Here is a 21966-nt window from a genome sequence, read left to right as displayed (position 1 = left end):
CGCGGCAACCTCCAGCCTGGTACGCTGCACCAAAAGCGGGCGGCAGCTGCACCACGCGGGCAGGCTTTGCACTATTGGATGTATATACATTTAGGCGGCGAGACAGTAAACTTCACACATCATTCGGAAAAGGAACAGGAAATGGCGGAGCAAACGGCAATCGCACAGCTGGCGGCAGCGATGGGGGATGAACCCGCGCCCATTTACCAGCGCGTTAAGCAGGCAATCGTCAGCCAGATCCGGGAAGGTCACTGGAAAGCCAATCAGCGGGTGCCGTCGGAGAGCGAGCTGGTCAATGAACTGGGCGTCAGCCGCATGACCATCAACCGCGCGCTGCGCGAACTCACCAGCGAAGGATTTCTGGTGCGCATGCAGGGCGTCGGTACCTTTGTCGCGGAGATGAAGGGCTACACCGCAATGCTGGAAGTGCATAACATCGCCGATGAAATTGCCCAGCGCGGCCACACGCACAGCTGCAAAATTCTCTCGATAGGTCAGATGAAGGCTGATCCGGAACAGGCGGCGGTGCTGGGACTCTCCACCGGCCAGACGCTGTATCATTCGCTGATCGTGCACTACGAAAATGAGCTGCCGGTGCAGCTGGAAGATCGTCTGGTCAATCCGCTGGTCGCGCCTGACTACCTCAGCCAGGATTACCACAGCCTGACGCCGTACACCTATCTGATGCGCGTCGCCCCGCTGACTGCCGGTGAGCATATCGTTGAAGCGGTACTGCCGGATTTGCGCCAGCGCAAGCATCTGGCGCTGGACGAGCACGAGCCGTGCCTGCTTATCCGCCGCCAGACGTGGAGCGACAACAAAATCGTCACCTATGCGCGCCTGCTCTATCCAGGCTCACGCTACAAATTGCTGGGCCGCTTCAGGGGACACGGCTAAGCGCGATAAACAGCAGGCTGGCCTCTGTCGTTTGCGGCACCAGCTGCTGCTGCTCCTGCAGCCACCACATTCCCTGCTGCGCCTGCAGCGTCTCGCCCGCACTGCTGCGCCATGTACCGGCCAGCACATACGCCACGCCATGCAGGCTGCTGACCGTCTGCTGCTCCACGCTTACCGCCGCGCGCCAGCTGTCGCGCCGCGTCATGATGTTGAAGTCCTGACAGCTGCCGCTAACTTGCGCCTCTATCGCCCATTCGCCGGGAAAGGCCCACGGCTGATGGGGCAGCAACGGCTGTTCGGCCTGTTCACAGCGCAGCAGCACGCTATCGCCCTGAAGCAGGGTAATTACCCGGTCGACGCCGGGGAAGGGCGAGAACGGCCCGTCGGCGTCGATGGTGGCGATGCTGGCGCGCCACTGGAACTCTGCTGCGCCCGGCGGATAGCTGATAATTTCGCGCGTTTCCCCGCCGCCGTTGCGCCAGCGGCTGACCGGCAGCTGCGCGTAGTCAAAGCGCGCGTTCATTGCAGCGCCCGCATCGCCCGGGCAAAGCCAGCGGCGGCCGCTTCTTCCGCCGCGTGATGGCCTTGCTGAATCACCGGCTGTCCGGCAACAAACACGTCACGAATCTGCTGGCTGCTGCCGGCAAACAGCCAGCGATTGAGCAGCGCGGCGGAGCTGACGCTGGCCAGCAGCGCATCCTCCTCCAGCACCAGCCAGTCGGCGCGTTTGCCCACCGCCAGCTCACCACTGGCAATGCCACAGGCCTGCGCGCCGCCCTGTGCCGCCTGCTGCCACAGCAGATCGCCGACCGAGGGTTGATCGGCTAGGGTGATGCGGTTGCGGCGACGATCGCGCAGCCGCTGGCCATACTCCAGCCAGCGCAGCTCCTCCAGCGCGCTGAGCGAAACGTGGCTGTCAGAGCCAATGCCCCAGCGCCCGCCGCGCCCGATGTACTCTACCGCCGGGAAGATGCCGTCGCCGAGATTGGCTTCGGTGGTGGGACACAGCCCGGCAATCGCGCCGCTGTCCGCCATGCGCGCGATCTCCTGCTGATCGAGATGGGTGGCATGAATCAGGCACCAGCGTGCATCAACGGCAAAGCGATTATACAGCCACGCCACCGGCCGTTCGCCGCTCCATGCCAGACTGTCATTGACCTCTTTTTCCTGCTCGGCAACGTGAATGTGTACCGGCAGATGCGCAGCGCTGGCGGCCAGCACCTCATGCATCTGGGCTTCGTTTACCGCGCGCAGCGAGTGGAAGCACAGGCCGTGGTTGATCAGCGGCTGCTGCGCGCTCCACTGCGCGACGCGCTGCTGCTGCTGCAGATAGGCATCGGTGTGCTGAATGAAGCGTCGCTGACCGTCGCTGGCCGGCTGCGCACCGAAGCCGCTGTAGCTGTACAGCACCGGCAGCAGCGTCTGGCCGATACCGGCGGTGTGCGCTGCCTGCATCAGCTGGTGCAGCATCGCATCGTCGGCATAGGGCTGGCCGTGCGGATCGTGATGCAGATAGTGAAACTCCGCCACCTGGCTGTAGCCGCCCTTAAGCATATCGATGTAGAGATGGGTGGCGATGGCACCGACCTGCTCAGGCGACAGGCGCTGCACCATGCGGTACATCAGATCGCGCCACGTCCAGAAGCTGTCCTGCGGATCGCCTGCCACTTCCGCCAGCCCGGCCATGGCGCGCTGAAAGGCATGGGAATGCAGGTTGGCCATCGCCGGAATCACCGGCCCGGCCAGGCGCACGGCGTCGCCGGGCGTACTGTCGGCGGTAAGGGCGCGAATAAATCCCTGATCTTCGGTTGCGATCAGCACATTTTCCTGCCAGCCGTCGGCCAGCCGTGCGCGTGGGGCAAAATAAACTGCCATGGTTGATCCTCAATGGCGGAAAGTTGTATATACATATACATACTTTGAGGCGCAGTGTAAATCGCCAGACAAAAGGGGAGTGGGATGGCAAGTAAACAGATCGACAGCCTGTGGCTGGGGGCCGATGTGGTCACCATGCGTGACGGTCGCTATAACCTGATTGAGGATGGCGCCTTGGCGGTGGATAACGGCGAGCTGGTGTGGGTCGGCCCGCGCAGCGCGTTACCGGACTTTGCCCCGCGCCGGCAGCAGCAGTTTGACGGCGGCATCATTACGCCCGGTCTGGTGGATTGCCACACGCATCTGGTGTTTGGCGGCGATCGCAGCCAGGAGTTCGAACAGCGGCTCAACGGCGTGAGCTACGCGGAGATCGCCGCGCAGGGCGGCGGCATCCTGTCGACGGTGCGCGCTACGCGGGCGGCCAGCCAGCAGCAGCTGGTGGCGTCAGCGCGCTGGCGGCTCGATCGCCTGCTGGCCGAAGGCGTTACCACGGTGGAGATTAAATCCGGCTACGGCCTGGACGAAGAGAGCGAGCTCACTCTGCTGCGCGCTATCCGCGAGCTGGCGCAGTCGGTGCCTGCCGATGTGCAGGCCACCTGCCTGGCGGCGCACGGCTTCCCGCCAGAGTTCAGGGATAACCCGCAGGGCTGGATCGATATTATCTGCCAGCGCCTGTTGCCGCGGGTGAAAGCGGAGGGGCTGGCGGATGCGGTCGACGCGTTTTGCGAACACCTGGCGCTGTCACCGCAGCAGGTGAGCGCGGTATTTGATGCCGCCACAGCGCTCGGCCTGCCGGTAAAGCTGCACGCTGAACAGTTGTCGGCACTCGGCGGTGCCGCACTGGCGGCGCGCTATGGTGCGCTCTCTGCCGATCACCTCGAATATGCCACCGAACAGGATGCGCGCGCGATGGCGGAGCATGGCACGGTGGCGGTACTGCTGCCCGGAGCGTTCTATCTGCTGCGCGAGACGCAGCGTCCGCCGGTCGAACTGTTCCGCCAGCACGGCGTGCCGATGGCGCTGGCCAGCGATGCCAATCCGGGCACGTCACCGGCGCTGTCGCTGCGGCTGATGCTGAACATGGGCTGTACGCTGTTTGGCCTGACGCCGGAGGAAGCGCTGGCCGGCGTCACGCTGTGGGGCGCGAAGGCGCTTGGCCTGCAGGCCACGCACGGCTCGCTGGAGCCAGGCAAAGTAGCCAATTTTGTCCACTGGCCGCTGGCTCGCCCGGCTGAGCTGGTTTACTGGCTGGGCGGCGAACTGCCGTGCCAGGTTATCTATCGTGGAGAAACGCAATGACCCCTTTTCATTTCACCGCCGGTAAGCTGCCGCTGCTGGTCAGTATTCCGCATGCCGGTACCCAACTGACGCCGGAGGTTGACGCCGGGCTGAGCGAGGCCGCGCGCGGCCTGCCGGATACCGACTGGCATATTCCGCTGCTGTACGACTTTGTGCGCGACCTCGGTGCCAGCGTACTGATCGGGCACTACTCGCGCTTCGTGATCGATCTCAACCGTCCGCCGGACAACCAGCCGCTGTACAGCACGGCCACCACCGGGCTCTATCCGGAGACGCTGTTTGATGGCACGCCGACCTTCAAACCCGGCATGACGCCGGACAGCGCGGCGCGTCAGCGCTATCTGGAGACTATCTGGCAACCCTATCATCAACAGATTCAGCAGGAGCTGGCGCGGCTGAAAGCCGAACATGGCTATGCGCTGCTGTTTGATGCGCACTCCATCGCTTCGGTGATTCCGCGCCTGTTCGACGGCCAGCTGCCGGACCTGAACATCGGCACTAACGATGGTGCCAGCTGTTCGGCTGCCAGCATCGCGGCGATTGAGCAGGTGTGCGCCGCACAAAGCGACTACAGCTGGGTGGTGAACGGACGCTTTAAAGGCGGCTACATCACGCGCGCTTACGGCCAGCCAGCGCAGGGCGTGCAGGCGGTGCAGCTGGAGCTGGCGCAGCTGAATTACATGGATGAGGCGCCGCCGTTTGCCTGGCAGCAGGATCGCGCCACGCGGTTGCAGCACGTGCTGAAGCCGCTGCTGCAGGCGTTTCTGCAGGCGGGGAAAGCCGTTTAATTGATGCGGGTCGCCATCACGGTGACCCCGTTTCTCATTTGGCGGATGTAAATCCGCTGCCTCACTCCCCAATGCTGTGCAACCCCTGCCCTGAAAGGGTGCACGACGCGTTCCGCCTGACGCCGATCCCCTCCGTTTACCGTCTTTGCCGATCTGGCACAGCCCTTGCTAGCTTGTATGTACAAGTAAAGACCGCGCGGCAATGATGACTATTTATTCTGGCTGGCTCACAAAAAGCTTATGCCGACAATGATCTGCCGCAAGCTAACTTGTATATACATGAAATGTCATTTGCGCTGTATCAGCCAACAGAGACAGCCAGATTTGTTAACCACCAGGAGAAGACGTATGACACACCGTGCCCCGTTTCGCCGTTTTTGCCTTACCACGCTGTTTGCCAGCCTGATGCTGGCCGGCGTGGCTGCCGAGGCCAAAGAGTGGAAATCCATCACCATCGCCACTGAAGGCAGCTATGAGCCGTGGAACCTGACGCTGCCGGGCGGCAAGCTGGGCGGCTTCGAACCTGAACTGATGGAAGATCTCTGCAAGCGCATGAGCATTCAGTGCAAGCTGGTGGTGCAGAACTGGGACGGGATGATTGCCGGACTAAACGCCGGGAAATATGACGTCATCATGGATGCGATTGTGATTACGCCGGACCGGAAAAAAGTGGTCAACTTCACCACGCCGTACGCGTCAACACCGGCGACCTTCATTACCAGCAAAGATAACCCGCTGCTGCCGGCCGATAAGAACATCATCAAACTGCACGACGACGAGGCTGCCATCAATGCGGCCATCGCCCCGCTGAAGGCGGCGCTCAAGGGCAAAACCATCGGCATTGCCTCCGGCACCGTGTATACGCCGTTTATCGATAAATACTTCAAAGATGTGGCCGACGTGCGCGAATACACCGCTTCGGCGGATGCGATTCTCGATCTGCAGGCGGGTCGCATCGATGCGGTGTTTGATGACGTGACCTTCGCGCAGTCGATGCTGGCGCGTAAAGAGAACAGCAACCTGACGTTCAGCGGCCCGCAGCTGGGCGGTCCGATCTGGGGGGAAGGCGAAGCGATGGGCGTGCGCATGGCTGATAACGACCTGAAGGCCAAACTCGATGCCGCCATTCACGCTGCGCTGGCGGACGGCACGGTGAAAAAGCTGAGCGAGAAGTGGTTTAAAACTGACGTAACGCCGTAAGTGAGGTGAAAGATGATGAGCCTGCTGAGTTTTGGTGCAGATGGCTGGGGTCGCCTGATTCTGAGCGCCGCCGGTACCACGCTGCTGCTGTCGCTGGCGGCGCTGATGATTGGCGCTGTGGTCGGTTCCGGCGTGGCGGCGGCGAAACTCTCGCACCAGCGCTGGCTGCGCTGGCTGGGTGAAAGCTATTCGGTGGTGTTTCGCGGCATCCCGGAACTGCTGGTGATCTACCTGTTCTACTTCGGTGGATCGGGGTTGATCACGCTGGTCGGCCAGCTGTTTGGTGCTGACGGCTTTATTGAAGCGCCGCCGTTCCTGATTGGCGCGCTGGCGATCGGGCTCATCTCCGGATCCTATCAGGGTGAAGTGTATCGCGCTGCGCGCCTGGCGCTGGCGAAGGGCGAAGTCGAAGCGGCGGTAGCCATCGGGATGCCGCGCTGGCGTATCGCCCAGCGCATTCTCGTCCCGCAGATTGTGCGCTACGCGCTGCCGGGGATGTCCAACGTCTGGCAGATGAGCCTGAAAGATTCGGCGCTGGTGTCAGTGACCGGCATCGTCGAGCTGATGCGCGCCAGCCAGGTGGCGGCCGGGTCAACGCGCGATTACTTCACCTTTTACCTGATTGGCGGTGGCTGCTATCTGCTGCTGACACTGCTGTCGAACCATGCGTTTCGCCGCGCGGAATCGCGCCTCGGCCGCGCATGGCAAAGTCGCACTGCGGCACAGCACTAAGGAGCAGCAGCATGATCGACTTCGCTTTTCTTGCCGACACTTTTCTTAAGCTGAGCGCGGCGCTGCCGGTGACGCTCGGGCTGTTTATCAGCGCCTTTGTCTGCGGCGGGCTGCTGGCGCTGGGCATTCTGGCGCTGCGCATGAGCCACTGGCGTCTGCTGAGCGGTTTTGCGCGCGGCTATATTCTGGTGTTTCGCGGCTCGCCGCTGCTGATTCAGCTGTTTCTCATCTACTACGGGCTCGGCCAGTTTGGCGTGATTCGCCACAGCTTCGTCTGGCCGTTTCTGCGCGAGCCGTTTATCTGCGCGGTGCTGGCGCTGTCGCTGTGTACCGCCGCTTACACCGCTGAGATCCTGCGCGGTGCGCTGCTGGCGGTGCCGGCAGGTCAGGTCGAAGCCGGGCTGGCCTGCGGCATGTCACGCTGGCTGCTGCTGCGCCGCATCATCGCGCCGATCATGCTGCGCTATGCGCTGCCGGCGTACTCCACCGAGGCGATTCTGCTGGTGAAGTCCACCGCGCTCGCCAGCCTGGTCACGGTATGGGATGTCACCGGCGTGGCGCAGCAGATCATCCAGCGTACCTATCGCACCATGGAGGTGTTTGTCTGCGCTGCGGCGATCTACCTGATTCTCAACTTTATTATCGTCCAGCTGTACGCGCTGTTAGAGCGCCGTCTGACCCCGGTGCACCGCGCTGAAAAAAAGCCGCTGCCCGCCGTTAAACCGCTTGCCGGAGAGTAATATGCATTCCACTTCACCAGTCACCTTGTCCGCCACTGATATCCATAAATCCTTTGGCGCTATGGAGGTGCTCAAAGGCATCTCGCTGCAGGCGCATCAGGGCGATGTTATTTCAATTCTTGGTGCCAGCGGCTCGGGCAAAAGTACCTTGCTGCGCTGCATCAATCTGCTGGAAACGCCGGATGCCGGCGTGGTGAGCGTCGGCGGCGAAACCATTGAAATGAAGCGCCACGCGCGCGGCCATCAGCTGGCGGCGAATCCTAAGCAGATTGAACGCCTGCGATCGCGGCTGGGCATGGTGTTTCAAAGCTTCAATCTGTGGTCGCACATGACGGTGCTGCAGAACGTGATTGAAGGTCCGCACTATGTGCTGAAGCGCGATAAAAAGAGTTGTATCGCCCAGGCAGAACAGTTGCTGGATCGCGTCGGGCTGCTTAACCGCAGGGATTTTTATCCGGCGCAGCTCTCCGGCGGCCAGCAGCAGCGCGTGGCGATTGCCCGTGCGCTGGCGATGGATCCGGAGGTGATGCTGTTTGATGAGCCAACCTCGGCGCTCGACCCGGAACTGGTCGGCGAGGTGCTCAAGGTGATGCGTAGCCTGGCGGAAGAGGGGCGCACCATGCTGGTGGTGACGCACGAGATGGGCTTTGCGCGCAACGTCTCTAATCGCGTGGTGTTTATGCATCAGGGCAACATCGATTGCGAGGGCACGCCGGAAGCGATGTTTGGCGCCAGCGGTTCATCGCGCTTTAAGCAGTTTATCTCCAGCCATCAGAGCCATCACGCGGAGCAGCCAGTATGACCGTCGTCTGGGGCGATGCGCCGCTGACCTGGCAGGCGCTGGTACAGGTAGCGCGACATAACGCCGAACTGACGCTGAGCGCCGCTGCCTGGCAGCGCATTGCGCGCGGTCGCGAGATCGTCGAACAGATCGTTGCCAGCGGCCAGATTGCCTATGGCATCAACACCGGGCTGGGGGCGCTGTGTAACATCACGCTGCCGGAAGACCAGCTCAGCCAGCTGTCACGCAATACGTTGCTAAGCCACGCCTGCGGCGTCGGTCCGCTGCTGACGCGCGAGCAGACGCGCGCCATTCTGTGTGCGGCCATCGCCAACTACAGCCACGGCAAATCCGGCGTTTCGGTGGCGCTGGTGCAGCATCTGCTGGCGCTGCTCAATCAGCAGATCACGCCGCAGGTGCCGTCGCAGGGTTCGGTCGGTTATCTCACCCACATGGCGCATATCGGGCTGGCGCTGATTGGCGTGGGCGACGTTGAGTACCAGCAACAGGTGATGCCGGCGGAGCAGGCGCTGCGGCTGGCCGGTTTACAGCCGTATCGCCCCGGTGCCAAAGAGGGACTGAGCCTGGTCAACGGTACGCCGTGCATGACCGGGCTGAGCTGTCTGGCGCTGGACGATGCGGCGCGGCTGCTGGATTGTGCGGATGTCACCGGCGCGATGAGCTTCGAAGCGCTGCGCGGTCAGCTGGCGGCGTTTGATGCCGAGGTGATTGCGCTGAAAGCCAGCCCCGGTATGCAGCACAGCGGCCAGCGTCTGCGTGCGCTGCTGAGCGACAGCCCGCTGCTGGCGGCGAGCTGCGGCATACGCACCCAGGATGCGCTCAGCCTGCGTTCGATGCCGCAGGTGCACGGCGCCAGCCGCGACCAGTTCGCCCACGCAGCGCGTCAGGTTGAGATCGAACTGAACGCCTGCACCGATAATCCGCTGGTACTGGGCACGCCGGATAACTGGCGCGTGGTGTCGCAGGCCAATCCGCACGGTGAATCGGTCGCCATGGCGGCCGATCTGCTGGCAATTGCCATGGCGGAGATTGGCAGTATTGCCGAGCGCCGGCTGGATCGGCTGGTCAATCCGCTGGTCAGCGGGCTGCCGCCGTTTCTGGTGGCGCAGCCGGGCGTCAACTCCGGCATGATGATCGCGCAATACGTGGCGGCTTCCCTGTGCGCGGAGAATCGTCAGCTGGCGCAGCCGGCGGTGCTGGACAATTACGTCACCTCGGGACTGCAGGAGGATCACCTCAGCCTCGGTACCGGCGCGGCGCTCAAGCTGATCAGACTGCTGAATAACCTCTGGCAGGTGCTGGCGATTGAGTACCTGCTGGCGGCGCAGGCGCTGGATTTTCACGGTGAGGCGCAGCTGGCCAGCGGCACGGGCCGGGCGCTACGCGCGCTGCGCGCTGAGGTTGCTACCTGGCAGGAGGATCGCTGGCTGGCACCGGAGATAGCCCGGGCGGTGAAGGTGTTACAGACGCTGGCCTGCTAGCGGCGCAATGTGTCGCGCCGCCAGTGTCCTGATTTAACCGCGGCGCGCGTCCGGGCGCACCAGATCAAAACGCTGATCTTCGCTGATCGCGTAATAGGCGGAAGGACCGCCGGCGCGCAGAATCGGCTGCGCTTTGGCGGTCTGATAGATGCCGTTCTCCAGCAGCGCTTCATCGATGTGAATCGCCACCGCTTCGCCCAGTACCAGCCAGCTCTCCAGCTCGCCTCCCTGTGCATCCTGCAGGCGAATCAGCTGCGTCAGGCGACACTCAAAGTTGACCGGGCTTTCTGCCACCATGCTGACGTTAACGTGGGAAGCGGCCAGCGGCGTCAGGCCGGCGAGGGCAAACTCGTCGTGAACGGGCGGTACTGAGGCGGAACTCTCATTCATGGCTTCTGCCAGCGGACGCGTCGCCAGGTTCCAGACGAACTCGCCGGTTTCACTGATATTCTGCACGCTGTCTTTCCAGCCGCTGCTGGCAAAACCAATGATTGGCGGATGGTAGTTAAAACAGTTAAAGAAACTATAGGGCGCCAGATTGCGCTGGCCGCTGGCGCTTTGCGAGCTGACCCAGCCAATCGGGCGCGGGCCGACGATGGCGTTGAGCGGATCGTGAGGCAGACCGTGTCCACTGCGTGGCTGATAAGTGTAACGTTGACGCATTTGCGCTCCTGATTCGTCCTGGATACTGCGTGTTCCGGCGGTGCTGGCGGCTGGACGCAGTATTGCGGATTCAGTTTTAGGGAGAATAGATTTAAATTCGTTGCACTAAATTTTCCTGGCGGATTGTGCGCTGCCGTCATCCAGCGTATCTTACGCGCGCATTAATGTCCGGAGAATCTATGAACAAGCCTGCCGCTACCGCGCTCTTTCATCCGCGTAACCGCCATCAGGGCCGTTATGATTTTGCTGCCCTGACTGCCGCGCATCCGCCGCTGGCGGACAAAGTGCGCCCCAACGGTTACGGTGAGCTGTCGGTTGATTTCGCCGATCCGCACGCAGTGCTGCTGCTGAACCAGGCGCTGCTGAAACTGTTTTATAACCTGAACTGGCAGCTGCCGGAAGGCTATCTGACGCCGCCGGTACCAGGCCGCGCTGACTATATCCATGCGCTGGCGGATCTGCTGGCCAGCGATAACGGTGGCGTGCTGCCGCGCGATCTCGACGTGATGGATATTGGCTGCGGTGCCAACTGCATCTATCCGCTGATCGGTCACGCGGAGTATGGCTGGCGCTTTACCGGCACCGACATCAGCGCGGACGCTGTTAACGCCGCCAGTCAGATTGTCGCCAGCAATCCCGGCCTGCAGCGCGCCATTCGCCTGCGCCGTCAGAAGCAGGAGAGTGCGATTTTTGCTGGCGTGGTGCACAAGAACGAGCGCTATCACGCGGTACTGTGTAATCCGCCGTTCCACGCCTCGGCGGCCGATGCGGCGGCCGGCAGCCAGCGTAAAGTGCGCAATCTCGGCCTGAGCAGGCAGGCGCCGCTTAACTTCGGCGGTCAGCATAACGAGCTGTGGTGCGACGGCGGTGAGCGTGCGTTTATCGGCCGGATGATCGATGAAAGCGTCGCGTTAGGCGATCGTATCGTCTGGTTTACCTCGCTGGTGTCGCGCAAAGAGCATCTGCCCGAGCTGCGCGATCGGCTGAAGGCGCAGGACGCTTATCAGGTACGCATCGTCGACATGGCGCAGGGCCAGAAGCAGAGCCGCTTTATCGCCTGGACATTTTTACCGCCCGCCACGCGCGCGCAGCGGCTGGCACGCTAAGCGCTGCTCAGGTAAAAAAAAAGCCGCTACGGGTATCCGCAGCGGCTTTGTTGTTTTTACGCCGTATTAAGAGACGTGCTGCAGGAACTCACGCAGACGGTCGCTCGGCGGGTTAGTGATCAGATCGTCCGGATTGCCATCTTCCGCGATGGTACCTTTGTCGATAAAGATCAGGCGCGACGCCACTTTCTGTGCGAAGCCCACTTCATGGGTCACGATCACCATGGTCATGCCTTCTTCCGCCAGATCCTGCATCACTTTCAGCACTTCGTGACGCAGCTCGGGATCGAGTGCCGAGGTAGGCTCATCGAATAGCATCATCTTCGGCTTCACCGCCAGCGCACGGGCAATCGCCACGCGCTGCTGCTGGCCGCCGGACAGCTCAGAAGGGAAGTGGTGCGCACGCTCGGCGAGGCCGACCTTGCCCAGCAGCTCACGCGCCAGTTTGTGTGCGGCGTCTTTCTTTGCCCCGCGCACGCGGATCGGACCAAAGGCCACGTTGTCCAGCGCGCTCATCTGCGGGAATAGATGGAACTGCTGGAACACCATACCGGCTTCCTGACGGATCAGGCGTTCATCCACTTTCGGATCGTTAACCTTCATGCCATCGACAATCAGTTCGCCGCTGCTGATCTCTTCCAGCTTGTTGATGCAGCGCAGCAGGGTAGATTTACCGGAGCCGGACGGCCCGATGATCACCACCACTTCACCCTGATTAATTTTCAGGTTGATGTCGTGCAGTACCTGAGTCTGGCCGAAGTTTTTCGAGACGTTTTTAAATTCAATCACAGGATTTTCACCCTTTTCTCAATACGGCGCAGCACAAAGCTCAACACCAGCGTAATAACCAGGTAAATGATGGCAACGGCGCTCCAGATCTCCAGCGCGCGGAAGTTACCGGCGATGATCTCCTGGCCCTGACGGGTCAGTTCTGCCACGCCAATCACGATGAACAGCGAGGTGTCTTTGATGCTGACGATCCACTGGTTACCCAGCGGCGGCAGCATGCGGCGCAGCGCCAGCGGCATGATCACGTAGCGCAGCGTTTCGCGGCGCGACAGGCCAAGCGCCAGGCCGGCTTCACGGAAACCTTTGTTGATCGACAGCACCGCACCGCGGGTAATCTCCGCAATATAAGCACCGGAGTTGATCATGATGGTCACGACGGCGGCGGTGAACGGGTCGATGCGCAGGTCCGGGAAGGCCATCGGCAGGGCGAAGTAGATGAACATCACCTGCACCACGATCGGCGTGCCGCGAATCAGTTCAATGAACACTAACGCGATGTTGTTGGTGATCCAGCCGCCATAGGCGCGGGCGAAACCGGCCACGAGGCCGATAACCAGGCCGCCAATCAGGCCGAGGATCGAGATAAGCAGGGTCATTTTGGCGCCTTCGATCAGGATCGGTAAGGCGGGCCAGATGACGCTCCAGTCAAACTCCATGGTGTGACTCCAGAATCTGTTGCAGTGGAAATGTAAAAAGCAGGGAGAACAAAGCTCCCTGCTGATAAAAAGGCGTCAGGCCTGAATTATTTAGGTTCGCTGCCGAACCATTTTTTATAGATAGTGTTGTAGGTACCGTTGTCGTGCAGGGTTTTCAGCGCGCCATTCACTTTCTCACGCAGGTCGTCGCTGCCTTTCGGGAAAGCGATGCCATACTGCTGCGCTTCGATGGAGTCACCGACGGCTTTGAAACGGCCTTTGCCAGCGGTGTGGATGAAGTACAGGATGTTTGGCGTGTCGTGCAGCACGGCGTCAGCACGGTTAGTGCCTAACTCCATGTACGCGTTATCGATGTTCGGGAACTGGCGCAGGTCTTTAGTTTTGATATGCGCTTTGGCGTAATCCACCGAACCGGTGCCGCTTTTCACTGCGACCACTTTACCGTTCAGATCGTCGATGCCTTTGATGTCGTTTTCGTTGTTACGCACCATCACCAGCAGGCCGCTTTTGTAGTAGCCGTCAGAGAATTCGATGGCTTTTTTACGTTCTTCGGTAATGGTGATGCCGGCCAGCGCCAGGTCAACGTTTTTGGTTTGCAGCGCCGGAATGATGCCGCTGAAATCCATCGGCTTCAGGGTGTAATCCAGCTTCAGCTGTTTAGCGATAGCGTCCCACAGGTCGATATCAAAGCCGACGTATTTGTCGCCCTGTTTAAATTCAAACGGAACGAAGGCGGTGTCGGTAGCGACCACCAGTTTTTTGTCTGCTGCAGTGGAGGAAAGCGAGAAGGCCAGCGCCAGCGCGGCCACGGAGACTTTAATCAACGACTTCATCATTTTTTTCCTTATTACCCGTCAGGCCTGGTGGCCTGATGTACGGCTCATCATATGAAAAAATTATGCCAACTTTTCTCAAACGCGGAAATCAACAGATTGCCGGGGCAGGCTGACACGATTCTGCACGCCGGGAAAAGTTTGCACCAGAATGAATCACCAAAATGGTGCATTGTGCTGTGGTGGTGCAGGCACAGTGTGCATCAGAGTGATAATAAGGGAAAGAAAGGATTAAGGAATTGTTAACGGCGTCAAAAAAGCCGTGTGGATGACAGGCATAAAAAAGGCGGGATAACCCGCCTGATTGAGCATTACTCGATGTTGGATTCGATGAACCACAGGAACTTATCAAGGTCACGCGATGCGGCAGTAAAGATATCCGCCGTGTCTTCGTCTTTCACTTCGCTGATGGCTTTGCGTGTATCGTTAGCCACCACAGCATAACGGTCGGCCAGCGCTTTCAGGTGATCCTGTACGCTGTGAATGTTCAGCGGGTAGCTTTTCAGCGGTGACTTGTCGTTAACCACCTGCGTGGTGCCCAGCGCCACGCCGCCCAGCTGCACCACACGTTCTGCGATGGTATCCTGGTGGTCGGTAATCGCGGTGCGGAAGCCGTCCAGCATTTCATGTACACCGATAAAGTTTGCGCCGCGCATATTCCAGTGCGCCTGCTTGGTGATCAGCGACAGGTCAATAAATTCCACGACCAGACGGTTGAGCACCTCGATGGTAGCTTTCTTCTCGCTATCAGCCACGTCATTGCGGGTATAAATCAGATCGGAAGATTTTGTTTTAACCAGTTTTGCGGTACTCATCATTAATGTCCTCTTATTGATGGTTGTCCTAATCAAGCACGGGAATAAGTATAGCAGCAGTTTTTCACTCTGCAGGATTGATTAAATCAATGACAGGAATAGTTAAAGCCGAAGGTGGGTTAAGAAATAAGGTTAATAGATTTAACGTCATGTAAATAAAGGAATTATCTGGTTTGTTAAATATTTACTCATCATGTTGCAAAATAATAATAACCGATCGTTCACATAGCAAAGAAATGATAATGAGAATGTTTCTATATTCAGCCGGTTAAATAACCGGCTGAACCCGCACTGTTTATTGCGGCGCGTTGATATCGACTTCGTTTATATGTGCCGCTTTCTGTTTCATGGTCAGCGTCGAGCCGGCCGACGCGGCAATGATCGCCAGCAGCGCCAGCCACTGCTGCAGCGTCAGCAGTTCGCCGAGGAACAGCATGCCGGAGAGTGCGGCCATCGCCGGTTCCAGACTCATCAGCGTGCCGAAAATGCGCGCCGGCAGACGCGTTAACGCCATCATCTCCAGCGAGTAAGGAATGGCGCTGGAGAGCAGGGCGATAAGCAGCGCCAGCGGCAGGATTTCCCATTGCCAGATGCCGGGCGCGGCGAAGGTCAGACCGAGCGGCACAAAAATCACTGACGCAATCAGCGACCCCATCGCCACCGTGGCCGGGCCGTGTTCAGCACCTGCCCGCTGGCCCGCCAGAATATAGACTGCCCAGCAGGCACCCGCGCCCACCGCCAGCAGTGCGCCTGCCGGATCGATATGGCTGAGGCCGTGACCAATCGGCAGCAGGAACCACAGGCCGGTGACCGCCAGCAGCACCCAGAGAAAATCCAGCGGACGGCGCGCGCCGGCCAGCGCCAGCGTCAGCGGACCGAGAAACTCCAGCCCTACCGCGACGCCCAGCGGCACGGTACGAATCGAGAGATAGAACAGATAATTCATGCAGCCCAGCGCCAGTCCATACATCAGCAGCGGCTTGCGCTGCGCGGCGCTAAAGCGCAGACGCCAGGGTTTGAAAATTGCGCACAGGATAAGCGTGCCCAGTCCCAGACGCAGCGCGGTAATGCCCGGCGCACCGACGGTGGGAAACAGCGATTTCGCCAGCGATGCGCCGCCCTGCAGCGACAGCATGGCGATCAGTAATACGGCAACCGGCAGCACTACCGGCGCCAGTTTGGGGTGGGAAAGAGGTGCAGACATCCTGTGATCAATTCCTGTGATGATGAATAACCAGGCAACGGGCAGCCAGTGTAAAACAATCGGCGGGAAATAAGGAGGCGACGAGGCAATGATGCAGGGTTTCTGTCGCCGCTTTTTTATCGGGCGCGGTCGCCTCGCATTATCCTGGCGTCAGTGACGACTTATTCACACCGCTTTTCGGGCGAAATTTCCAGCGAATAAAGCGCGACGGCGGAAAAAATGCGCCAGCGACTGGCTGAAAAATCGCCATTTTCAGGGCCATTTCCGTAAAGAAATGTCAGGTTAGTTTAGGAATTTACTTAAACCGATAATTTTCTGTGCGCAGGATTATTGCAGAAAGATGATGCTTTTTATAAGAAAAATGAATGACATAGGAAAGTTCATTAACTTTCTGTTACACCAAACAATCTGTTAGACAACAAAATGCGGGCAGAGTTTCTTGCTAAGTTTTGTTATATTTTTAGCGTTGTCAGGAGAGAAGTATATTCACATTTGAGGTGGTTATGAAAAAAATTGCATGTCTTTCAGCACTGGCTTGTGTACTGGCAGTTTCCGCTGGTTCCGCCATGGCACAGAGCACCGTTTCTGCCGGCTACGCGCAGAGCGACTATCAGGGCGTTGCTAACAAAGCTAACGGCTTCAACCTGAAATACCGCTACGAAGACGGTTCTAACCCACTGGGTTGGATCGGTTCTTTCACCTACACCGAAAAAGATCGCACTGAAGATGGCGTGTACAACAAAGGTCAGTACTACGGCATCACCGGTGGTCCGGCTTACCGTCTGAACGACTGGGCCAGCATCTACGGCGTAGTAGGTATCGGCTACGGCAAATACCAGCAGAACCAGACTGCCGGTCAGTCTAAAACCGACAGCAGCGACGTAGGCTTCTCTTACGGCGCAGGTATGCAGTTCAACCCAATCCAGAACGTTGCTCTGGACGTGGGCTACGAGCAGAGCCGCATCCGTAACGTCGACGTGGGCACCTGGATTGCTGGCGTAGGTTACAGCTTCTAAGTTTTTGCTTAGACCAGAGTTGCACAGAAACGGCCCTTTACGGGCCGTTTTTTTATGCCTGAAAACGCTGCCGTGAAGGGCGTTTTTCGCAGGCAAAATAAAACCCGCTGCAGGCAGCGGGTCAGACTGTGAAGCCCTGAGGAAACTCAGCCGCGCCAGATCAGATTCGGGCAGGGCTGCGCGGCGATTTTTTTGCCGGTCAGTTTCTCAAGCAGCATCAGGCGCAGGGCAAAAGGCGAGCGGCTAAACAGACACAACAGCGACTTCAGCTCGAAAGCCGGTTTGCTTTGTACGGTCTGGAAGCATTTGCCGCAGTCGAGGCAGCTTTTCATCGTGCTCATCTTTACCTCCTGGAAAACGGGTAACTCAACAGTAAGCACAGCCCTGCAATAAACAGCAGGAAAAGGAGCAGCAACAGCCAGGGTTCGTTCATCGTTGCCTCCTTTGTAGGCTTTTCGCTTACAACATGTACAAAGATAGCACTGGCTATACTCTTTAGCCAACACTATTCAGGAAAAATTTGTGCTTATTTGTGCCTGGTTTACAATGAGCGCAGCCAGCCCGCACCGCAGGTAAAGTGCGGCAGATAATAAAGAGGAAGCTGAATGAGTCGTCGTGCGAAAAGCGCCACCCACATGCCCCAGGGGCCGCTGAAAGATATTGAGGAGCATGTCGAAGGATTTCGCCAGGTACGCGAAGCGCATCGCCGTGAGCTGATTGATGATTACGTTGAGTTAATCTCTGATTTAATTCGTGAATTTGGCGAGGCGCGCCAGGTTGACATGGCGGCACGCCTGGGCGTTTCGCAGCCGACCGTGGCCAAAATGCTGAAGCGTCTCAGTACCACCGGTCTGGTTGAGCAGGTGCCGTATCGCGGCGTGTTCCTCACCCCGGAAGGCGAGAAGCTGGCTGAAGCCAGCCGCGTGCGCCATCACATCGTTGAAACCTTTCTGCTGGCGCTGGGCGTCAGTCCGGAAACCGCCCGCCGGGATTCCGAAGGACTCGAGCATCACGTCAGTGATGAAACCCTCGCCGTGTTCCAGAAATTTTACGAGAATCGCTAACCTACAAGGCCTTCTGCCATCATGCCCATCGTGCTTCGTTCCTTAATGCGTGACCGCGTTTTGCATTTACTGTTGCTGTTGGGCGTGATTCTGTTGCCGCTGGCGGATTACCGCTGGCCGCAGCTGCCCGCCGCCGTTGACTGGCACACCATCATGACGCTCACCGGTTTGCTGATGCTGACAAAAGGGCTGGAAAACAGCGGCTATTTTGATGTGCTCGGTGCGCGGCTGGCGCAGGGCTTCCAGCACGAACGCACGCTGGCGCTGTTTATGGTGTGTGCGGCGGCGCTGCTCTCGACCTTCCTGACCAATGATGTGGCGCTGTTTATCCTGGTGCCGCTCACGCTGACGCTGCGCAAGTTCTCGCGCCTGCCTATCTCCAGACTGATCATCTTTGAAGCGCTGGCGGTCAACGCCGGCTCGTTGCTGACGCCGGTCGGCAACCCGCAAAATATCCTGCTGTGGAGCCACGGCACGCTCAGCGTGGCCGGTTTTATCGGTCAGATGGCGCCGCTGGCGGCGATGCTGATGCTGACGCTGGTGGTGCTGACGTGGTTTAGCTTCCCGGCGCGCAGCATTGAGAAGCATGATGCACCAGGCAACCAGCAGTGGCAGAAACCGCTGTTTATCGTCAGCGTCCTGCTGTACGTGGTGTTTATCGTCGCGCTGGAGCTGAAACTCACCGGCTGGGCGCTGCTGCTGGTGGCGGGCTGTTTTCTGCTGATGGCGCGTCAGGTGCTGGCGACCATCGACTGGAGCCTGCTGCTGGTGTTCGTGGCGATGTTCATTGATGTCTTTTTACTGATGCACCTGCCGATTCTGCAGCCGCATTTTGCCGCCATCGGTCAGCTGGGCGAGGGCGGTATCTATCTGCTGGCGATTGGCCTGTCGCAGGTGATCAGCAACGTGCCGGCCACTATTCTGCTGTTACAAAAAGTCCCGCCTTCCGAAGTGCTGGCCTGGGCGGTGAATATTGGCGGCTTTGGCCTGCTGCCGGGATCGCTGGCCAACCTGATTGCGCTGCGCATGGCACAGGACGCCAAAGTGTGGTGGCGTTTCCATCTGTTTTCCCTGCCGATGCTTGCCTGGTCGATGCTGTGCGGCTGGCTGTTGTTACAGCTGCTGCGCTAACCCAGACCAACCTGTCCGCCTTTGCAAGACGCGCTGATTTATCAGCGCGTTAAGTGATGTGGCAGAAAATGCGTCGGATGTTAGCTTATGTAAAGTTACACTGGCATTTGTCAATTTCCCATCTAAGGTTAAGTTGACCGTTTCGCCCGGGGATCGGGATTACCAGCCAGTGATGATAAATTATGAGTGAAAACCACAATCCGCCATCCGCCGATGAGCAAAAAGACAACAACACGTCAGATTCCAGTCAGGATAACGAGCAATCACCCCGTAAACGCCCCGGCAAAAAGCCGCTGATCATTCTGGCGATTGTGGTGGTGATTATGCTGCTGGTGGGATTCTGGTTCTGGTTTAGCACGCGCAACATTGAAACCACCGACGATGCGTTCACCGAAGGCGATGCCGTGACCATCGCGCCCAAAGCGTCGGGCTACGTGGTGCAGCTGCTGGTAAAAGATAACCAGCGGGTGAAGAAAGGCGATCTGCTGGTGCTGATCGATCCGCGTGACAACGCCGCACAGCGCGATCAGGCCAAAGCACAGCTTGGTCTGGCACAGGCGCAGCTGCATCAGGCGCAGGCGCAGCTGGCGCTGGCACGGGTGCAATATCCGGCGCAGCGCGATCAGGCGCTGGCCGACCAGGCACGGGCGCAGGCCAATTTACTCAATGCGCAGGCGGATTACCGTCGTCAGCGCGGTGTTGACCCGCGCGCAACCTCGCAGCGCAATATCGATACCGCCGCCGCGCAGTTACGCTCGGCTGAAGCGCAGCTGCAAAGCGCCAAAGCGCAGGTCGAAGTGGCCTCGCAGGTGCAGTTGCAGATTCGCCAGCAGGAAACCAATGTTGAAGCGCGGCAGCAGCAGGTCGAGCAAGCCCGGGCTCAGCTCAACACTGCCGAGCTTAACCTCTCTTACACCGAAGTACGGGCGCCGTATGACGGTTTCGTCACCAAACGCAACGTGCAGCCCGGTACGCTGGTACAGGCCGGCAGCGCGCTGTTTTCGCTGGTATCGCCGGATATCTGGATCACCGCCAACTTCAAAGAGTCGCAGCTGGCGCGCATGAATCCGGGCGATAAAGTGGAGATTGGCGTTGATGCCTGGCCGGACATGAAGCTGGAAGGGCACGTCGACAGCGTACAGATGGGCTCCGGCTCGCGCTTCTCTACCTTCCCGGCCGAGAACGCCACCGGTAACTACGTGAAGATTGTGCAACGCGTGCCGGTGAAAATTGTGATTGATAAAGGACTCGACCCGAATCATCCATTACCGCTTGGCCTGTCGGTTGAACCGAAGGTGAAGGTGGAATGAGTGCGAGCGAAAGCTGGCGTCCGGCCAGCAATCCCTGGCTGGTTGCCATCACGGTAACGCTGGCGGTGTTCATGGAAATTCTGGACACCACCATCGTTAACGTCGCGCTGCCACACATCGCCGGGTCGCTGTCATCCAGCTACGATGAATCCACCTGGGTACTGACCTCCTATCTGGTTGCCAACGGCATTGTGTTGCCGATCTCGGCCTTTTTCAGCCGCCTGTTTGGGCGCAAGCAGTTCTTCCTGATCTGCATCGTGATGTTTACCATCTGCTCCTTCCTGTGCGGCATTGCCACCGAGCTGTGGCAAATCATTCTTTTCCGCGTATTGCAGGGCTTCTTCGGCGGCGGGCTGCAACCGGTGCAGCAGTCGGTGCTGCTGGATTACTTCAAGCCGGAAGATCGCGGCAAGGCTTTTGGCCTGTCATCGATTGCCATTATTGTTGCGCCAGTAATTGGCCCGACGCTCGGTGGCTGGATCACCGACAACTACAGCTGGCGCTGGGTGTTCTTTATCAATATTCCGGTGGGGATTCTCACGGTGCTGGCGATCTATCAGCTGCTGGAAGATCCGCCGTGGGAGCGCAAGTGGGCGAAGGGCCGGCTGAAAATCGACTATATCGGTATCAGCCTGATTACCCTGGGTCTCGGCTGTTTGCAGGTGTTCCTTGATCGCGGTGAAGATGAAGACTGGTTCGCTTCACACTTCATTCGCCTGTTTGCCATGCTGGCGGCCGTCGGCATCGTCGGTGCGGTTTACTGGCTGCTGTATGCACGCAAGCCGGTGGTGGATATCACGGTGATGAAGGATCGCAACTTCTGGGTGGCCGGTCTGCTGATGGCGGGCATGGCGATGATTCTTTATGGCAGCTCGGTGGTGTTACCGCAGCTGGCGCAGCAGGATCTCGGTTATACCGCCACCTGGTCCGGGCTGGTGCTGTCGCCCGGCGCGGTCCTGATCGTGCTCACCATCCCGCTGGTGCTGAAGCTGATGCCGATTGTGCAGACGCGCTACATCATCGCCTTTGGCTTTACCTGTCTGGCGCTGGCCTTCTTCTATTCCAGCACCCTGACGCCCAACGTGGATTTCACCACGCTGGTGCTGATGCGCAGCGCGCAGTCGATTGGCCTCGGCTTCCTGTTTGTGCCGCTCACCACCATCGCCTTTGTCACCGTGCCGCAGCGCCTGAATGCGGATGCCTCCGCGCTGTTCACCATGTTCCGTAACGTGGCCGGTTCGATCGGCATCTCGCTGGCCACTGCTGGCATCACCGAACGTGAACAGGTGCGATCGGCCCACATGGTGCACAACATGTCGCCGCTCAATGAGCAGTTCAACCTCACGCTGCAGCACTGGGCGCAGGCGATTCGTGACTTTACCAGTGCGGTGGGCGATCCGCTGACGCTGGCCAGCGGTCAGCTCTATCAGGAGATGATTGCCCAGGCGCGTATTCTGGCTTACATCGACGTGTTCATGGGCCTGAGCATTGTCGCCGTGCTATTGATTCCTTTTTGTTGGTTGCTTTCGCCGATCAAGAGCGAAGGCAGTGCAGGAGCACATTAA

Annotated in this window: 23 protein-coding genes; 14 read left to right on the top strand and 9 right to left on the bottom strand. The window is 59.2% G+C overall.

Going from position 1 to position 21966, the window contains the following annotated elements:
- The first annotated feature begins 141 nt into the window (after positions 1-141).
- Positions 142-897, top strand: a complete 756-nt coding sequence (gene hutC / locus AC6I8F_RS12925) for a histidine utilization transcriptional repressor HutC (RefSeq protein ID WP_021508436.1) — start codon at positions 142-144, stop codon at positions 895-897.
- Here the strand turns inward: hutC and AC6I8F_RS12920 are convergent.
- Positions 881-1420, bottom strand: a complete 540-nt coding sequence (locus AC6I8F_RS12920; RefSeq protein WP_498028093.1) for a HutD/Ves family protein — start codon at positions 1418-1420, stop codon at positions 881-883. The two genes, hutC and AC6I8F_RS12920, sit on opposite strands and share 17 nt — an antisense overlap.
- Positions 1417-2772 carry a formimidoylglutamate deiminase gene (locus tag AC6I8F_RS12915; RefSeq protein ID WP_498028092.1) on the bottom strand — a complete coding sequence of 452 codons (1356 nt, stop codon included), beginning with the start codon at positions 2770-2772 and terminating at the stop codon, positions 1417-1419. Before AC6I8F_RS12915 ends, AC6I8F_RS12920 begins: the two co-directional genes overlap by 4 nt.
- Before the next feature lie 84 nt (positions 2773-2856).
- Here AC6I8F_RS12915 and hutI point away from each other — a divergent pair, with 84 nt between their 5' ends.
- The 7 genes from hutI (at position 2857) to AC6I8F_RS12880 (ending at position 9814) form a co-directional block, all read left to right on the top strand.
- The gene (hutI, locus tag AC6I8F_RS12910; RefSeq protein WP_498028091.1) at positions 2857-4071 is read left to right on the top strand and encodes an imidazolonepropionase; all 1215 of its coding nucleotides are present in this window, start codon (positions 2857-2859) and stop codon (positions 4069-4071) included.
- Positions 4068-4859, top strand: a complete 792-nt coding sequence (hutG, locus tag AC6I8F_RS12905; protein ID WP_021508432.1) for an N-formylglutamate deformylase — start codon at positions 4068-4070, stop codon at positions 4857-4859. The genes hutI and hutG overlap by 4 nt, the downstream gene beginning before the upstream one ends.
- Positions 4860-5207: 348 nt before the next feature.
- On the top strand, positions 5208-6059 hold the full coding sequence (locus AC6I8F_RS12900) for a transporter substrate-binding domain-containing protein (RefSeq protein ID WP_058769505.1): 852 nt from the start codon (positions 5208-5210) through the stop codon (positions 6057-6059).
- A 12-nt stretch (positions 6060-6071) separates the two neighbouring features.
- The gene (locus AC6I8F_RS12895) at positions 6072-6791 is read left to right on the top strand and encodes an ABC transporter permease (protein WP_031279871.1); all 720 of its coding nucleotides are present in this window, start codon (positions 6072-6074) and stop codon (positions 6789-6791) included.
- 11 nt (positions 6792-6802) lie between these two features.
- On the top strand, positions 6803-7531 hold the full coding sequence (locus AC6I8F_RS12890; protein WP_104187034.1) for an ABC transporter permease: 729 nt from the start codon (positions 6803-6805) through the stop codon (positions 7529-7531).
- Between the two features lies 1 nt (position 7532).
- Complete coding sequence (locus tag AC6I8F_RS12885; protein WP_127833847.1) at positions 7533-8333, top strand: ABC transporter ATP-binding protein; 801 nt, start codon at positions 7533-7535, stop codon at positions 8331-8333.
- Positions 8330-9814, top strand: coding sequence for an HAL/PAL/TAL family ammonia-lyase (locus AC6I8F_RS12880; RefSeq protein ID WP_211726420.1), 1485 nt, complete (start codon positions 8330-8332; stop codon positions 9812-9814). Before AC6I8F_RS12885 ends, AC6I8F_RS12880 begins: the two co-directional genes overlap by 4 nt.
- A gap of 33 nt (positions 9815-9847) precedes the next feature.
- On the opposite strand, the gene AC6I8F_RS12875 is transcribed toward AC6I8F_RS12880, so the two are convergent.
- Positions 9848-10477: a flavin reductase family protein gene (locus tag AC6I8F_RS12875; protein ID WP_498028090.1), complete on the bottom strand. Its 630-nt coding sequence runs from the start codon at positions 10475-10477 to the stop codon at positions 9848-9850.
- Between the two features lie 179 nt (positions 10478-10656).
- On the opposite strand from AC6I8F_RS12875, the gene rlmF reads away from it, so the two are divergent.
- Positions 10657-11583 (top strand): 23S rRNA (adenine(1618)-N(6))-methyltransferase RlmF, encoded by a 927-nt coding sequence (gene rlmF, locus AC6I8F_RS12870; RefSeq protein WP_021508425.1) that lies wholly within the window; start codon positions 10657-10659, stop codon positions 11581-11583.
- 66 nt (positions 11584-11649) lie between these two features.
- Here rlmF and glnQ read toward each other — a convergent pair whose 3' ends face one another.
- The 5 genes from glnQ to rhtA all read right to left on the bottom strand — a co-directional run bounded on the left by glnQ (position 11650) and on the right by rhtA (position 15880).
- On the bottom strand, positions 11650-12372 hold the full coding sequence (glnQ, locus tag AC6I8F_RS12865) for a glutamine ABC transporter ATP-binding protein GlnQ (RefSeq protein ID WP_021508424.1): 723 nt from the start codon (positions 12370-12372) through the stop codon (positions 11650-11652).
- On the bottom strand, positions 12369-13028 hold the full coding sequence (gene glnP, locus AC6I8F_RS12860; protein ID WP_021508423.1) for a glutamine ABC transporter permease GlnP: 660 nt from the start codon (positions 13026-13028) through the stop codon (positions 12369-12371). Before glnP ends, glnQ begins: the two co-directional genes overlap by 4 nt.
- Before the next feature lie 86 nt (positions 13029-13114).
- Positions 13115-13861, bottom strand: coding sequence for a glutamine ABC transporter substrate-binding protein GlnH (glnH, locus tag AC6I8F_RS12855; RefSeq protein ID WP_021508422.1), 747 nt, complete (start codon positions 13859-13861; stop codon positions 13115-13117).
- 311 nt (positions 13862-14172) lie between these two features.
- Entirely contained in the window at positions 14173-14676 is a 504-nt protein-coding gene (gene dps / locus AC6I8F_RS12850; RefSeq protein WP_021508421.1) for a DNA starvation/stationary phase protection protein Dps, read from the bottom strand.
- 295 nt (positions 14677-14971) lie between these two features.
- Positions 14972-15880 carry a threonine/homoserine exporter RhtA gene (gene rhtA / locus AC6I8F_RS12845; protein ID WP_166709838.1) on the bottom strand — a complete coding sequence of 303 codons (909 nt, stop codon included), beginning with the start codon at positions 15878-15880 and terminating at the stop codon, positions 14972-14974.
- A gap of 503 nt (positions 15881-16383) precedes the next feature.
- On the opposite strand from rhtA, the gene ompX reads away from it, so the two are divergent.
- Positions 16384-16896 (top strand): outer membrane protein OmpX, encoded by a 513-nt coding sequence (ompX, locus tag AC6I8F_RS12840; RefSeq protein ID WP_031279869.1) that lies wholly within the window; start codon positions 16384-16386, stop codon positions 16894-16896.
- 146 nt (positions 16897-17042) lie between these two features.
- Here the strand turns inward: ompX and AC6I8F_RS12835 are convergent, their stop codons facing one another.
- Positions 17043-17237, bottom strand: coding sequence for a hypothetical protein (locus tag AC6I8F_RS12835; RefSeq protein ID WP_021508417.1), 195 nt, complete (start codon positions 17235-17237; stop codon positions 17043-17045).
- Between the two features lie 264 nt (positions 17238-17501).
- Here AC6I8F_RS12835 and mntR point away from each other — a divergent pair, with 264 nt between their 5' ends.
- The 4 genes from mntR to AC6I8F_RS12815 all read left to right on the top strand — a co-directional run bounded on the left by mntR (position 17502) and on the right by AC6I8F_RS12815 (position 21966).
- The gene (gene mntR / locus AC6I8F_RS12830; protein WP_021508415.1) at positions 17502-17960 is read left to right on the top strand and encodes a manganese-binding transcriptional regulator MntR; all 459 of its coding nucleotides are present in this window, start codon (positions 17502-17504) and stop codon (positions 17958-17960) included.
- A gap of 21 nt (positions 17961-17981) precedes the next feature.
- On the top strand, positions 17982-19091 hold the full coding sequence (locus AC6I8F_RS12825) for an SLC13 family permease (protein ID WP_058769512.1): 1110 nt from the start codon (positions 17982-17984) through the stop codon (positions 19089-19091).
- 182 nt (positions 19092-19273) lie between these two features.
- Positions 19274-20401, top strand: a complete 1128-nt coding sequence (locus AC6I8F_RS12820) for an HlyD family secretion protein (RefSeq protein WP_498028089.1) — start codon at positions 19274-19276, stop codon at positions 20399-20401.
- Positions 20398-21966 (top strand): DHA2 family efflux MFS transporter permease subunit, encoded by a 1569-nt coding sequence (locus AC6I8F_RS12815; RefSeq protein WP_498028088.1) that lies wholly within the window; start codon positions 20398-20400, stop codon positions 21964-21966. The genes AC6I8F_RS12820 and AC6I8F_RS12815 overlap by 4 nt, the downstream gene beginning before the upstream one ends.

The sequence above is a fragment of the gamma proteobacterium symbiont of Axiagastus rosmarus genome, assembly GCF_059730925.1.
This window is presented reverse-complemented; position numbering and strand designations above follow the sequence as displayed.

Excerpts from the sequence above, each read along its gene's own strand:
- dps (WP_021508421.1), bottom strand. The coding sequence starts at position 14,676 with ATGAGTACCGCAAAACTGGTTAAAACAAAATCTTCCGATCTGATTTAT.
- AC6I8F_RS12875 (WP_498028090.1), bottom strand. The coding sequence starts at position 10,477 with ATGCGTCAACGTTACACTTATCAGCCACGCAGTGGACACGGTCTGCCT.
- mntR (WP_021508415.1), top strand. The coding sequence starts at position 17,502 with ATGAGTCGTCGTGCGAAAAGCGCCACCCACATGCCCCAGGGGCCGCTG.
- rhtA (WP_166709838.1), bottom strand. The coding sequence starts at position 15,880 with ATGTCTGCACCTCTTTCCCACCCCAAACTGGCGCCGGTAGTGCTGCCG.
- AC6I8F_RS12900 (WP_058769505.1), top strand. The coding sequence starts at position 5,208 with ATGACACACCGTGCCCCGTTTCGCCGTTTTTGCCTTACCACGCTGTTT.
- hutI (WP_498028091.1), top strand. The coding sequence starts at position 2,857 with ATGGCAAGTAAACAGATCGACAGCCTGTGGCTGGGGGCCGATGTGGTC.
- glnH (WP_021508422.1), bottom strand. The coding sequence starts at position 13,861 with ATGAAGTCGTTGATTAAAGTCTCCGTGGCCGCGCTGGCGCTGGCCTTC.
- AC6I8F_RS12920 (WP_498028093.1), bottom strand. The coding sequence starts at position 1,420 with ATGAACGCGCGCTTTGACTACGCGCAGCTGCCGGTCAGCCGCTGGCGC.
- AC6I8F_RS12885 (WP_127833847.1), top strand. The coding sequence starts at position 7,533 with ATGCATTCCACTTCACCAGTCACCTTGTCCGCCACTGATATCCATAAA.
- AC6I8F_RS12820 (WP_498028089.1), top strand. The coding sequence starts at position 19,274 with ATGAGTGAAAACCACAATCCGCCATCCGCCGATGAGCAAAAAGACAAC.
- AC6I8F_RS12815 (WP_498028088.1), top strand. The coding sequence starts at position 20,398 with ATGAGTGCGAGCGAAAGCTGGCGTCCGGCCAGCAATCCCTGGCTGGTT.
- ompX (WP_031279869.1), top strand. The coding sequence starts at position 16,384 with ATGAAAAAAATTGCATGTCTTTCAGCACTGGCTTGTGTACTGGCAGTT.
- AC6I8F_RS12880 (WP_211726420.1), top strand. The coding sequence starts at position 8,330 with ATGACCGTCGTCTGGGGCGATGCGCCGCTGACCTGGCAGGCGCTGGTA.
- AC6I8F_RS12835 (WP_021508417.1), bottom strand. The coding sequence starts at position 17,237 with ATGAGCACGATGAAAAGCTGCCTCGACTGCGGCAAATGCTTCCAGACC.
- AC6I8F_RS12825 (WP_058769512.1), top strand. The coding sequence starts at position 17,982 with ATGCCCATCGTGCTTCGTTCCTTAATGCGTGACCGCGTTTTGCATTTA.
- glnP (WP_021508423.1), bottom strand. The coding sequence starts at position 13,028 with ATGGAGTTTGACTGGAGCGTCATCTGGCCCGCCTTACCGATCCTGATC.
- hutC (WP_021508436.1), top strand. The coding sequence starts at position 142 with ATGGCGGAGCAAACGGCAATCGCACAGCTGGCGGCAGCGATGGGGGAT.
- AC6I8F_RS12890 (WP_104187034.1), top strand. The coding sequence starts at position 6,803 with ATGATCGACTTCGCTTTTCTTGCCGACACTTTTCTTAAGCTGAGCGCG.
- AC6I8F_RS12895 (WP_031279871.1), top strand. The coding sequence starts at position 6,072 with ATGATGAGCCTGCTGAGTTTTGGTGCAGATGGCTGGGGTCGCCTGATT.
- AC6I8F_RS12915 (WP_498028092.1), bottom strand. The coding sequence starts at position 2,772 with ATGGCAGTTTATTTTGCCCCACGCGCACGGCTGGCCGACGGCTGGCAG.
- hutG (WP_021508432.1), top strand. The coding sequence starts at position 4,068 with ATGACCCCTTTTCATTTCACCGCCGGTAAGCTGCCGCTGCTGGTCAGT.
- rlmF (WP_021508425.1), top strand. The coding sequence starts at position 10,657 with ATGAACAAGCCTGCCGCTACCGCGCTCTTTCATCCGCGTAACCGCCAT.